This is a genomic window from Ginsengibacter hankyongi, from assembly GCF_008710285.1.
GTDB lineage: Bacteria > Bacteroidota > Bacteroidia > Chitinophagales > Chitinophagaceae > Ginsengibacter > Ginsengibacter hankyongi.
Map to the genome: position 1 here is coordinate 617,664 of NZ_VYQF01000002.1, position 12,992 is coordinate 630,655.

Consider the following 12,992-nt stretch of genomic DNA (forward strand, 5'->3'; position numbering starts at 1 on the left):
TTTTTACAAAATAAATTCCAGTTCTTTTAAATGATAAACGGTGTGGGTGGGTTTAAAAGAATGGTTTGCTTTGATGTGGTTTACAAAAATTGCGTCCATCCCTGCATTTAAAGCGCCTTGTATATCTGCATTGAGGTTATCACCAATCATAATACATTCCTCAATATTTCCATTTGTTTTTTTTAATGCATATTCAAAAATTTCTTTTTGAGGCTTCATGGAATTTGAAGTTTCGGAAGTAATAACATGTGTAAAATATTTCGCCAGGGCCGAATTATTTAATTTACTCCACTGCGTTTTCTCGAAACCGTTAGTAATAAGATGGATCGAATAATTTTTTTCTGTTAAGTAATCCAATATCTCAAAAGTGTAATCGAACACCCTTTTTTTAGTAGGAAGTATTTCGAGAAATTTTGCACTCATTTCTTTGGCCAGCTTCTCATCACCTATTCTAAAATCCACGAGCGTACGCCACATTCTTTTCCATTTTAATTCTTCACTGGTAATGTAGCCCTTCTCAAACCTGTCCCATAGTATTGCATTGTGCTTTAAATAAGTAGAATAAAAAAACTCGAATGGAGAAACAAATTTCGATTCTAATTCAAAAATATTATAAATCTCGGTAAGAGATTCCTTAGCGTTTGCATCAAAATCCCATAGTGTGTGATCAAGATCGAAAAAAAGATGCCTGTATTTTGTGGGAGCGGGTTTCATAGATTGTTTAGATTTGTTGTCTCTCATATTGATAATTCAACGAAATAAAATTATGAATATTGTAATTACAGGTGGTAGCAAAGGTATTGGAAAAGCACTTGCAGCTAAATATGCTGACAATGGCAACAACGTATTTATCTGTGCAAGAAATGAAAAAGATCTTGCCGATGCAGCATTTGAAATCAACAAAAAAAACAAAAACGAGCTGGTAAAATATATGGTCGCCGATATTAGCCTGAAATCTTCTGCCGATAAATTTGCCGGATGGCTGCAAGAGACCAATGTTGTGCCTGACATATTAATAAATAACGCAGGGCAATTTATACCGGGAAGTATTTACAATGAATTAGAAGGATTACTCGAAAAAATGATAGCTGCAAACTTATATAGCGCTTACTACATAACGCGGGCTCTTCTTCCTCCAATGATGAAAAGAAAATCAGGCCACCTGTTTAATATGTGTTCAATTGCATCTTTATCTGCATACCACAATGGAGGTTCTTATAGCATTAGTAAATATGCTTTAATGGGGTTTAGCAAAAATTTACGCGAAGAGCTTAAGCCTTATGACATAAAAGTGACAGCAGTTTATCCGGGTGCTGTTTATACTTCATCATGGGCAGATAGCGGAGTGGATCCCAAAAGAATTATGGAAATAGGTGATATTACAGAAATGATATATGCCGCGTCGATGCTGTCTCCACAAGCATGTGTAGAAGATATTGTTATCAGGCCGCTCCAGGGAGATCTTCCCTGATTAGTATTTAAAAATTTTTTAACAGCACTTGAATTTTTTAACTTATGTTCAGTTTTATTTAAGAGTAAATTTGTTATTCATCACGATTCGTGGAAAGCATGGTTAGATATTTACAAAAAGGCTTTGCCAAATTCTTATTTTTTTTGGTTGTTCTTATAGCTCTTGAAGCATATAATACTTCCTTTGCGCAGGCAAATTTTACTGCAATCTGCCCTCAAAAAAAAATTGGTAAAAATGATTACCTGCAAGTTCAGTTTAAAGTGGAACACGCGGCAAATGTTGAAAGTATCGATCCGCCTTCATTTAAAAATTTTTCCGTTGTAAGCGGTCCAAACCAGGAAAGCGGTATGACGAGCATCAATGGAAAAGTTGATCAATATGTTTCTATCGGTTATGTATTAAAACCTAATGGACCGGGTAAATTTACAATTGCACCCGCTACGGCAAAGGCCGATGGTAAAGAATTTCAAAGCAATACTTTAAATGTGGAGGTGACCAATTCATCAACTCCATCATCATCTTCTTCTTCAAATAATCCGGCCAATTCATTATCAGCCTTTGGAGGAAACAATCCTTTCGCCAATTTAAATTTTGATTTTCCTACAGAGCCTGTAACACACCAGTTCGACGATTATATATTAAAGAAAGGGGAAAATGTAACTGATAAAATAAAGAAAAATCTCTTTATAAAATTAGATGTAAGCAAAACAAGTTGCTATGTTGGTGAGCCAATAACTGCATCCTTTAAATTATATACAAGGCTTCGTTCAGAATCAACAATCACGGATGCTCCGTCGTTCAATGGCTTTTCGGTGAGTGAAATGGAATTAAATAACAATAATTCATCGGGTGTTGAAAAATATAACGGTCGCGATTATAATGTGTACACGATGAGAAAAGTTCAGTTGTATCCATTACAACCAGGAAAAATAACGCTTGATCCTTTGGTTGCCGATAATAAAGTCACTTTTATAAAAGCCGAATATGCGAGTGCCCAAAGTGGCGATATGTTTTTGGATATGATGCAAAATTTTGCTGATGCAAATGCTCCCCGGGATGCGGTTGTTGAGCAACATGTTACTTTACAAAGCAAGCCGGTCGAAATAACCGTTAAATCATTACCGGATGAAAATAAACCAGCAGATTTTAAAGGTTCTGTTGGAAGTTTTAGCATACAATCTTCTTTACAAAAAAATGATATTACCACAGACGATGCCGGCAATTTGAAAATAATAATTAGCGGCGCTGGAAATATACAGTTAATAAATGCTCCTAAAATTATGTGGCCGCAGGGAATGGATGGTTATGATGCAAAAATCACCGATCACTTGGATAAACTTTCGGTACCGTTGAGAGGAAGTAAAACTTTTACATATCCATTTACTGTTTCAAAAGCGGGAACTTATACAATTCCCGCGGTTTCTTTTAGCTATTTCGATCCTGCTTTGGCAACCTACAAAACGTTACTTACTCAACCGCTAGTTGTTACCATCACCAAGGGCAAAGGCATTCCTAATAATCCATATTTAAAAAATAAAATAGTTGAAACACCAACTACTGTAATAAGTGTTGTAGAAAAATATGCTTTATTTTTTATCATTGGTATTATATCGTTAGCAGGTATTATTTTTTGGATATTCAACAGAAATAATACAAAGAAAAAGCCTTCAATCGTAAAAGCGGAAACGAATGTCCCGGAAAATATTGAAAAAGAAGAATCCGCTTTTGTTATTCCTGAAAGCCCGTTAGAAGAAGCGCATCAGCAATTAGCCGACGGGAACAGCGCAGCTTTTTACAGAGTTCTTGATGCCTCTTTAAAAAAATATTTATCCGCAAAATTTAAGGTACCTGCCGAAGAACTTAACAAAAAAAGAATAAACGAAGAATTGGATAAATGCAATGTTGGCTTAGGAACTTCTTTACGGCTCTCAAGCCTTATGGATAATATCGAACTGAATTTATATGCGCCCGCCTCAAATGTAAATCAACTCAAAGAGGTTTATGAAAAAGCGTCAGAAGTGGTTTCGCTGCTTGATAAGCAAGTATGTTAGTTATAAGTAAATTTATAACCAATACCTCTTATTGAATGAAAGTATTTAGGATTGCGGCTGTCATCTTCAAAATATTTTCTAAAGCTTAAAATGAAATTATCAACCGTCCTGGTAGTGGGATAAACATTGTAACCCCAAACAGCCTGCAAAATTTTCTCACGTGTTACTACTTCGTTTTTGTTCTCAATAAGTAGCTTCAGCAACATAGCTTCCTTTTTAGTAAGGGCAACCGTTTCGCCAACTTTGGTTTTACATTCTAAGGCTTTAAAATTAATATTGTTTTTGCCAAAACTAAATACTTCTGTTATTGGTTCTTTAGAAGAAATAAGCTTGCTTTTACTGATTAATTTTTTAACGCGAAGTAATAATTCTGTAAGGTCGAATGGCTTTGTAAGATAATCATCCGCACCCTTTTGCAGCCCGATCACTCTGTCGGAACTATTGTTTTTTGCACTTAGAATAAGAATAGGAATTTCAGAATTGAAGAGCCGTATATTTTCACACACATTAATCCCGTCAATTTCCGGCAGCATAACATCAAGAATAATCAGATCGAAATATTCATTATGTACAGCTCTTAATGCTTCGGCGCCATCGTAAGCGGAAGTTACCTCGTAGCCTTCCATTTCAAAATTTAAACGCAGGGCGTCTTGTAAATTTTCTTCATCTTCAACCAGTAAAATCGAATGTTTCTTTTGCATTGTATAGGTTTTTTAATTGGAAATTATTTTTGTTCTTTTATTATGATTTCAAAAATGCTACCTCTTAATAGATTATTTTCTATTTTGATAATTCCGTTATGTGCCTGTACAATTTTTTTAGTGAGGTAAAGCCCCAGTCCTGTTCCTTTCGTTTTGCCCTGGCTTCCCCTATAATATTTTTCAAAAATCTTTTCTTTCTCCGCTTCAGAAATACCCGGGCCCTCATCAATAACCTGGAAATGTATTTCTTTATTGCTTTGAAACATTTTAAGCAAAACTATATCCTCTTTGCCGGAATATTTAATAGCATTATCTAAAAGATTGTTAACAGCGAGCTGCAACATCAACAGATCTCCGTTTATAAAAGCCTCGTCTACTAATTCAATTTCGATTTTCCTGGCAGGAAACCGAACAATAAAATCATGGGCGCATTCTTTGACCAGGTTAGAAAAATCTATGCGCTCCTGCATTATCTTATATCCTCCAGCTTCTATCTGCGTGGTAAGAAGCATATTATTGCAAAGGGCGTTCAGCCGATTAGCTTCCTGAATGGTAGAACTGATAAGTTTTTGTCGCTGTTCATTATTAAGCAATCTTTTTTGAAGTGTTTCGAGATTAAGCTTCGTTACAGCAATGGGCGTTTTTAGTTCATGAGTAATGGCCATCATAAAATTTTCCTGTTGCTGCGCTTGTTTAAACTGCCGGTTTATTGCCCTGAAAACAAATATTGCACCGGTACCTATTAAAAAAAGAAAGGTGATGCCTTCCCCAAGATATTGCGCCGCATTTGCGTTTCGTTCTTGCGCAATTTCAATCTGCTTTTCTTCATGCAAAACATCATCTACGTCAATAAGATCTTGCTGATAGTGGCTTAGTTGTAGGTTTTGCCTGTTGAGTACTACAAACCAAAAAACGAGTACGCCTAAAATATAGGTAAGTAAAAACCAATACAAGATGTAAATAGTTAGAGGGCGCTTTATTTTTAACCTGCTCCTAAATACCTCATTGTATGCCATTATTTTTAAAAAAATTATTATTGAAATACAATCTCACAGTTCTATAAAGCCAAATTAAGCACCATCCCTTATAATTATTTTACCTTTTCTATTCTTAACCCAACATTAAGAATATGCTTCAAGGGATTTTCACGCATTATCTGTGAAATAGAAAATGTATACTCACCTGGTTTTTTAAAGGGTACAGGACCTGGCGTTATATTTTTTCGTACTTCAAAAATGTCATCGGTGCCTGTTCCTTCCCAGCCGTTAGCATCTGTTGCAAGAGCAAGGTTGATGTTCTGAAAATGTATTGTATCTCCGGGAGCTTTTGAACCAAGACGAAGCCATATATTATTGTAAGCGTATGCATCAGTATGCCGCAATACAATGTACAGATTATAGCGTGAAGTGGTATCTGTAATCTGGAAGGTAAATGATGGAACGTCATTGTAAAACCACTGCTGCGAGGGAATAGCAGCCTGTTTTTCAAACAAGTCAATGCTGGCACACGAAACAAACGACGTTGCAAGCAATAGTATTATTATAATTTTTTTCAAGTATCTTTTTTACAAAAATAATTTGTTTTGCTGTTGCAGAATTAGCGATATATTAAAGAACATTAAAAATTTGTTCCTTAGCTTTTTCAAGTTCGTCTTTCATAAGCACAACGCATTTTTGAATATCAGAATCATAAGCTTTGGAGCCGGTAGTATTAATCTCGCGACCAATTTCCTGTATTACAAATGCAAGCTTTTTACCTTTGGCTTCTTCATTATCATTCAATATTGTTATAAAATATTCACAATGATTTTTTAAGCGAACCTGTTCTTCCCTTATGTCAATTTTTTCAATATAATATATAAGTTCCTGTTCCATCCTGTTAGCATCATAATTTTCTTTGCCGGCGTTTTCTTCTAATTGCTGAATGAGTTCTGCCTTCATTCGTTGTTTTCTTTTAGGCTCCAGTTTTAGTATTTCCTCTTCCTGGTCGTTTATATTTTTTATGCGCAGCATTAATTCTTTTTCCAGTGACAGTCCTTCGTCCAGCCGGTGAGAGTTGAGTTCTTTTAGTGCTACTTCAATTACTTTTTTTAATTCGGCCCAATCATTTTCTCCTAATACTTCATTACTCGGTGTTACAACCTCAGGCAACCTGAGTAATGCGCTTAAAACAGAATTAGTATCAATTTTTAAATCGCTCGCGAGTTCATCAATTTGTTTGTAATAAGCTTTTATAAGATCAGTATTTATAACAACAGGCTTAGCACTTCCATTTTGTTTTATGGTAATAAAACATTCTATGGTGCCTCTTAATAAACTTTCCTGTAAAAGATTACGAACGTCAAATTCATAGGGCTTCAGTAGTGGTGGTATTTTTAAATTCATCTCAAATTGCTTTCCATTAAGAGATTTTATTTCAACCAAATAAGTTTTGTCATTTACCGTTTGTTCCGCCCTGCCAAAGCCTGTCATTGATTTTAACATAAGGATTATCTTTTTTAATTTGCAGCAAGTTATACAATTCTGTGTGAGATAATATTTTCATTTCTCCGGGTAGTAAATCTGTTATGGTAATTTTTTCTATACGGTAGCGAATTAATCGCAATGTTGGAAAACCAACTTTAGCAGTCATCTTGCGAACCTGCCTGTTTTTACCTTCGGTTAAAATTAACCTAAGCCAGCTCTCCGGGATATTTTTTCTATAACGAATCGGTGGATTTCTTTCATTAATGCCTGCAGGTTGTGAAATCCTTTCAGCAAAACATTGTTTAGTATCATACATTTTTCCATTAATGTTTATTGTAACTCCCTTTATTAATTGATCAATTGCTTCGGATGTAATGTTCCCTTCCACCTGTACCCAATATTCTCTTTCATGTTTGTGCAATGGATTAAGAAGATAGTCATTTAAGAATTTATCATCAGTAAGAATAAGTAACCCTTCACTATCATAATCAAGCCGGCCTACAGGATATACATTTACAGGGACATCAAAAAAATCTTTAAGTGTGTTCTTTCCATCTTGTGTAGTAAACTGCGAAAGAACATTGAAAGGTTTATGAACAACAAAATATTTATACAATAAAATTCATTTAAGAAATGAGATAAAAATTTTCACGTTGATGACTTAACAAAAATAATAAAGCCCGTCATTTCTGCACGGGCCTTGTTATATGGATGGGTTAGTAAGTACCGGAATAAAATTCCTTACACAATATTAAAAATAATTTTTTCTAACAAGAAAAATTTTATTGATTTTTTTATCAACATTTAAAATTGTTCTGTGGATAAGGATAGCCAATTTTTACGTTACAGCTTTATTTTATCAGCTTAAAGATTCATTATGATTACAATTATAAACAATTTATATCTCACGTAAGTAAGTGTTCATCATGCTTTGCAAAGAATCGACAATTTTAATTTTTATATTCTTATCGATAATTATAACGCACGTTTTATTTTTTTATTTCTTTTGTTGCATGAAAATTTCTTTTAACAATTGATTCAAAAAAAATTATTTCTTTTTTCATTTAAGCATTTGAATCACGTAAAACAAGATTTCTCGCAAAATTTACAAACTCTATCTTTGACGATTAAATAGATTTTTATGCAATTTCCTTCACCGGTTTCAGCAAAATGGATAGCGAACTTTATCAATGCAGAAATTGCAGGTAATGAAAATTCTTTCGCAACAGGCATAAACGAAATACATGAAGTAAGCGATGGCGATATTGTTTTTGTTGATCATCCAAAGTACTATGATGCCTGCCTTAATAGCGCTGCAACATTTATAATCATTAATAAAAAAACAGAAGCACCCACAGGTAAAACTTTATTCATAACGGATGAACCCTTTGAGTCGTACTCGAAAATTATCAGGCATTTTCGCCCCTTTATGCCATCCGTTAAAATGATAAGCGATACAGCAGTTACCGGAAAGAATACCATTATAATGCAAAATGTTTTTTTAGGAAATCATGTTGTTATCGGTGATAACTGTATTATTCATCCTAATGTTTCTATTTACGATTATACGGTTATTGGTAACAATGTAGAAATACATTCAGGCACTGTTATAGGAAGTGACGCGTTCTATTTAAACGGTAAAAAAAACCGGCAGGTTTGGTATAAAAAAATGCCATCGTGCGGAAATGTTATAATTGAAGATGATGTGGAAATAGGCGCCAATTGTACCATTGACAGGGGTGTAAGTTCCGAAACAAGAATTGGAACGGGATCAAAGTTTGATAATCTCGTTCATATTGGTCACGAAGTAGTGATTGGTAAAAATTGTATCCTGGCCGCACAAGTTGGTATAGCGGGTGGCACCACTTTAGGTGATGGTGTAACGCTTTGGGGACAGGTGGGTGTAAATAAAACAATTACCATCGGTGATAACGCCGTGGTAATGGGGCAGGCTGGAATTACATCGAGTATTGAAGGAAATAAAACTTATTGGGGAACTCCTATACAGGAATTTTTTAGCAAGAGAAAAGAGCTGGTATTAATAAAACGCCTTCCTGAAATTTGGGAAAAAGTAAAGGGATTGAAATAGTGTACGATGCAGAATAATGTACGGTGTTTGAGGTACGATGTGGAGAAAGATTCCAATTCGTACCTCAAACATCAAACATTACTCCGGAACATAATCATACGGCAACATATCTCCTATTTTTTTAAAACCAAGATAACCGTTAGTGGTTATATCCGTTTGATCATAATAGTATCCATTCTGTTCTATAACGATTGATTCGCCGGGTGCAAAAAGCAACGTTGATAACTGAAAATTCTTTTTAATCGAGGTATCGGATTCAAGATAAGCCCGCTCAGGTTTTGCATTATCATATAGTACGGCCACTTCATTTTGATTAGGAATTATCTCAACTGTGTTAGTACTATCGTCTTTATCATAATTTAATGCGCCATATACATTCCCTAGTTTTATCGGCATTTCCTGGCCATTGTTATTAACTACGAATTGTATTTCAAAACCATCTTCACTCAATGTTTTATTGAATATGCTTCGCATCAGTTGCAACATAGATCCTTTATAAACAGCAGCCCTGTTTTCATTCCACGTTTGATGTTGCTCTGGTGTTCCTTGCATTTCTTCAAAAAGAGGATAGCCAATAAACAAGTTCGTATTGGTATTGTAGTCATTGGTAAATGAATCAATCGCAAATTTTAAATTATATCCCAGGGCGAAATTGTTTACCACCAGTGGTTCTTTAGCCAACACCTTTAAGCGGTTTCTTTTTTTACTAAAATAAAAATGCAATACCTCGGGATTCTTAATAACACATTGCTTTGCAAATTTTGATTGGCCAATAAAATTCTGTGTAAAAAATTCTCCGTATTTTTTCCAGCCGTCTTTAACTTCAGTGCTGATAGCAATAGTTACTTCTTCTAAAGATTTCTCCTTTGGACTCAATTCAAAAGTAAGGCTATCATTTTGCTGAGTGGTATTGCTAATGCGGGCTATGCCGGTTTCATAGCCGGTAAAAGTTACTATAAGCGAATAGCCTCCACTGGGAATTTTAAGGGTGAAATAACCATCAGCATTTGTTGCTTCACCAAAAGTGGTGTTTTGAGCAAATACGGATGCGCCGGGCAAAGGAGCTTTTGTATTCTTATCAATAACTCTTCCTTTCACTACATAATAGGTAATTTGAGAAAAGGCCGAATTACTAATACTAAAAATGCTTGCAATAAAAATAAGCATTGGTAAAAGATGGTTTTTTTTCATAGGATTTTTTTCGGGATTATTAAAGATGGTAAATTTCTTTCAGATTGTTACACGTTCTATTAATAGTATCAGCAACAGGAATAAACTGAAACGCAGGTAAAGCCTTTAAAATTTTTGTATTATCATACTTTACGGTTGACTGGGCAGTGCGTGCTGTTTCTTTAGTAACCAAATGTTTCTTCCCCGTAACAGCACTTTTCATTGCTTCAAGCCTCCACACAATTTCTGCCAGCAAAGGTGTTACATTTTTTTTCGGCGGCTTTTTTCCAAAATATTTTGCCATTAAGAAAAATATTTCTTTGTAAGATAAATTTTCAGCGCTTAAAATAAAACGCTCGCCCGATATTTTACTGTTCATTAACAAAACCATTGCGTTTGCTACATCTCTTACATCAACAAAACCAGTTGTACCTTCTGTATAATATTTAAATTCGTTGTAAGTAGATTTAAATAAAGCCGAAGAGCCATTATCCCAGTTATCTCCACCAAGAATTATAGTTGGGTTTACTATCGCGGCCTGCAATCCTTCTCCAATGCCACGCCATACTTCAAGCTCTCCCAGGTATTTTGATTTGCCATAAACGCTGTTACTTGTCTCTTCAGTCCAGTTCATTTGTTCAGTTACAATTTCCCCGTTTCTTATTCTTCCCAAAGCTGATACAGAACTTACATGTATTAGCTTTTGCACATTAGCGCTAATGCATGCGTTAACCACATTCGCTGTTCCTTCAACATTAATTTTGAAGAGCTTGTTTTTATCTTTTGTTTCAAATGAAACAATTGCGGCACAATGGTAAACATGTGTTGCATCTTCCATAACTTCCTCAAGAGAAGATGTGTCCAATATATCACACTGCTTTATAATTAAATTGGGATGAGATATATTAACAGGGGTTGAATTATAAATTGCGGTTACGCTATATCCTTTATCAAGTAACTGTTTAGTTAATTCATTTCCAACAAGCCCTGCGGCCCCGGTTACTAAGATATTTTTAGTGGTACTTAAATTTTCAAATGAACCTGTTTCGTCTTGCATTAATAAAGTTTGGAGATTCTTTCAACATAAAATTCTTTATAAAATAAATATTATGCTTTTTCAATTGAATAATTATAAAAGCCTTTCCCTGTTTTTTTGCCAAGTTCGCCATTTATTACTTTATCAACCTGGATTGGTGAAGGTTTAAAACGTTCCGCTTTTTCAAATGCATTATATATACTTTGGGAAACTGCCAGGTTAATATCGATTCCAATAAGATCCATTAATTTAAATGGTCCCATTTTAAAACCGGTCGCTTCCAAAATAATATCGGCCTCTTCATAAGATACAATTCCTTCTTCCACCATTTTTAAAGCTTCCAGGTAATATTGGCGTGCAATTCGGTTAACGATAAACCCAGGCGCATCATTGCACAACACAGGTTCTTTGCCCATTTGTTTGCAAACATCATAAATAGTTTTTGCTATTTCATCATTGGTTTGATCGCCCTTTACAATTTCCACCAATTTCATAATGTACGCCGGGTTAAAAAAATGCATTCCGACAACCCGTTGCGGAAAAATTATTTTCTCCTGGATGGAAGAAACCGAAAGTGAAGAAGTATTGGTTGCAAAAATCACTTCTTCATTATTAAATTTTGCAAGCTCATTAAAGAGAGAAATTTTTGCTTCTTTAATTTCGGCAATGGCTTCAATAATAATTTCGCCGGTACAGTCTTCTATATCAGTAGTAAAATAAATCCGGTTATAAATTTTATGTTTTTCAGCAGAAGAAATTTTTTCTTTATCAACTAAATATTGAAGATTTTTTTCGATTGCAGATCTTGCCTTATCAATTGCTGGTATGTTTAAATCAAACAGTATCGTATTAAAACTACTTTTCGCAGCGACCTGTGCTATGCCGCTCCCCATTGTTCCTGCTCCGCAAACGCAAATGGTTATTGTCATGAATTATTTAGAAAAAATATTTTACACAGCACTCGTAAACTGTTTCAAAAACCGTAAATCGTTTTCACTGAAAAGTCTCAAATCTTTTATTTGATATTTAAGCATGGTAATTCTTTCGATACCCATTCCAAAGGCAAAGCCTGAATATTTATTACTATCAATACCACAATTCTCCAGCACTTTTGGATGAACCATACCACAGCCTAAAATTTCAACCCATCCTGTATGCTTGCATACATTGCATCCGGTACCACCACATATAAGACAAGTGATATCCATTTCTGCACTTGGCTCTGTAAACGGAAAATAAGAAGGCCTGAAACGAACTTTAATTGTATTGCCAAACATTTCCTGTACAAAAAAATAAAGTGTTTGTTTGAGATCAGCAAACGAAACATCGCTGGCTATATACAATCCCTCTACCTGGTGAAAAAAACAATGCGCCCTTGCGCTAATGGTTTCATTGCGGTAAACGCGGCCCGGACAAATAATTCTTATGGGCAATTTTCCCTTTTTCATTTCACGTACCTGCACGCTACTGGTGTGGGTACGCAACATCCAGTCAGGATTTTGAGATACATAAAAGGTATCCTGCATATCTCTGGCCGGGTGGTTTTCCGGAAGGTTAAGTGCAGTAAAATTATGCCAGTCATCCTCTATTTCGGGGCCTTCTGCAACGGCAAAGCCTAAACGCTGAAATATTGAAATGATCTTATTCCTGACAATACTTATCGGATGTCGGCTCCCCAAAGGCAAAGCTTCTCCGGGCAAGCTCAAATCAACCTCACTTCCCGTTGTTTCTTGCCCGTTATCAGATGTCTTCTTTAATTCTTCATATTTATTTTCAGCAAATAACTTTAAATCGTTCAATACCTGCCCCATTTCTCTCCGGTTTTCTGCCGGAACATTTTTCATTTCACCCATCAAAGATTTTATCAATCCTTTAGAACCCAGAAACTGGATGCGAAATACTTCAGCCGGATTTTTATCAGTAGTAGAAAAATTATTAATTTCTGCTTTTGAATTTTCAACCTCTTGCAACAAATTATTCATAATTGCAAAAGTAAGCGAATCCATTAT

The 12,992-nt window shown here is 35.1% G+C and carries 13 protein-coding genes; 3 read left to right on the forward strand and 10 right to left on the reverse strand.

What is annotated here, in order from left to right; genetic code table 11:
• Positions 1-3: 3 nt before the first annotated feature.
• On the reverse strand, positions 4-741 hold the full coding sequence (locus FW778_RS12145; protein WP_235906235.1) for a YjjG family noncanonical pyrimidine nucleotidase: 738 nt from the start codon (positions 739-741) through the stop codon (positions 4-6).
• Between the two features lie 25 nt (positions 742-766).
• Here FW778_RS12145 and FW778_RS12150 point away from each other — a divergent pair, with 25 nt between their 5' ends.
• Together FW778_RS12150 and FW778_RS12155 are read left to right on the forward strand one after the other, a co-directional pair.
• Positions 767-1,471: an SDR family oxidoreductase gene (locus FW778_RS12150; RefSeq protein WP_150414969.1), complete on the forward strand. Its 705-nt coding sequence runs from the start codon at positions 767-769 to the stop codon at positions 1,469-1,471.
• A gap of 143 nt (positions 1,472-1,614) precedes the next feature.
• Complete coding sequence (locus tag FW778_RS12155; RefSeq protein WP_235906236.1) at positions 1,615-3,522, forward strand: BatD family protein; 1,908 nt, start codon at positions 1,615-1,617, stop codon at positions 3,520-3,522.
• On the opposite strand, the gene FW778_RS12160 is transcribed toward FW778_RS12155, so the two are convergent.
• The 5 genes from FW778_RS12160 to FW778_RS12180 form a co-directional block, all read right to left on the reverse strand.
• The gene (locus tag FW778_RS12160) at positions 3,519-4,223 is read right to left on the reverse strand and encodes a response regulator transcription factor (protein WP_150414971.1); all 705 of its coding nucleotides are present in this window, start codon (positions 4,221-4,223) and stop codon (positions 3,519-3,521) included. The genes FW778_RS12155 and FW778_RS12160 overlap by 4 nt on opposite strands.
• 23 nt (positions 4,224-4,246) lie before the next feature.
• Complete coding sequence (locus FW778_RS12165; protein WP_150414972.1) at positions 4,247-5,239, reverse strand: sensor histidine kinase; 993 nt, start codon at positions 5,237-5,239, stop codon at positions 4,247-4,249.
• A gap of 74 nt (positions 5,240-5,313) precedes the next feature.
• Positions 5,314-5,778 (reverse strand): gliding motility lipoprotein GldH, encoded by a 465-nt coding sequence (locus tag FW778_RS12170; protein WP_150414973.1) that lies wholly within the window; start codon positions 5,776-5,778, stop codon positions 5,314-5,316.
• A gap of 52 nt (positions 5,779-5,830) precedes the next feature.
• The gene (locus FW778_RS12175; RefSeq protein ID WP_150414974.1) at positions 5,831-6,706 is read right to left on the reverse strand and encodes a YicC/YloC family endoribonuclease; all 876 of its coding nucleotides are present in this window, start codon (positions 6,704-6,706) and stop codon (positions 5,831-5,833) included.
• Positions 6,657-7,304: a pseudouridine synthase gene (locus FW778_RS12180; protein ID WP_202552203.1), complete on the reverse strand. Its 648-nt coding sequence runs from the start codon at positions 7,302-7,304 to the stop codon at positions 6,657-6,659. Before FW778_RS12180 ends, FW778_RS12175 begins: the two co-directional genes overlap by 50 nt.
• A gap of 525 nt (positions 7,305-7,829) precedes the next feature.
• Between FW778_RS12180 and FW778_RS12185 the strand changes: the two genes are divergently transcribed.
• Entirely contained in the window at positions 7,830-8,777 is a 948-nt protein-coding gene (locus tag FW778_RS12185) for a UDP-3-O-(3-hydroxymyristoyl)glucosamine N-acyltransferase (protein WP_150414976.1), read from the forward strand.
• A gap of 78 nt (positions 8,778-8,855) precedes the next feature.
• Here FW778_RS12185 and FW778_RS12190 read toward each other — a convergent pair whose 3' ends face one another.
• The 4 genes from FW778_RS12190 to pheS are packed head-to-tail and all read right to left on the reverse strand — an operon-like array spanning position 8,856 to position 12,989.
• Positions 8,856-9,968 (reverse strand): carboxypeptidase-like regulatory domain-containing protein, encoded by a 1,113-nt coding sequence (locus FW778_RS12190; protein WP_150414977.1) that lies wholly within the window; start codon positions 9,966-9,968, stop codon positions 8,856-8,858.
• Positions 9,969-9,987: 19 nt separating this feature from the next.
• Positions 9,988-11,004: an NAD-dependent epimerase/dehydratase family protein gene (locus FW778_RS12195; protein ID WP_150414978.1), complete on the reverse strand. Its 1,017-nt coding sequence runs from the start codon at positions 11,002-11,004 to the stop codon at positions 9,988-9,990.
• A 50-nt stretch (positions 11,005-11,054) separates the two neighbouring features.
• Entirely contained in the window at positions 11,055-11,912 is an 858-nt protein-coding gene (locus FW778_RS12200) for a 3-hydroxyacyl-CoA dehydrogenase family protein (protein WP_150414979.1), read from the reverse strand.
• 21 nt (positions 11,913-11,933) lie between these two features.
• Complete coding sequence (gene pheS, locus FW778_RS12205) at positions 11,934-12,989, reverse strand: phenylalanine--tRNA ligase subunit alpha (protein WP_235906237.1); 1,056 nt, start codon at positions 12,987-12,989, stop codon at positions 11,934-11,936.
• Positions 12,990-12,992 lie beyond the last annotated feature (3 nt).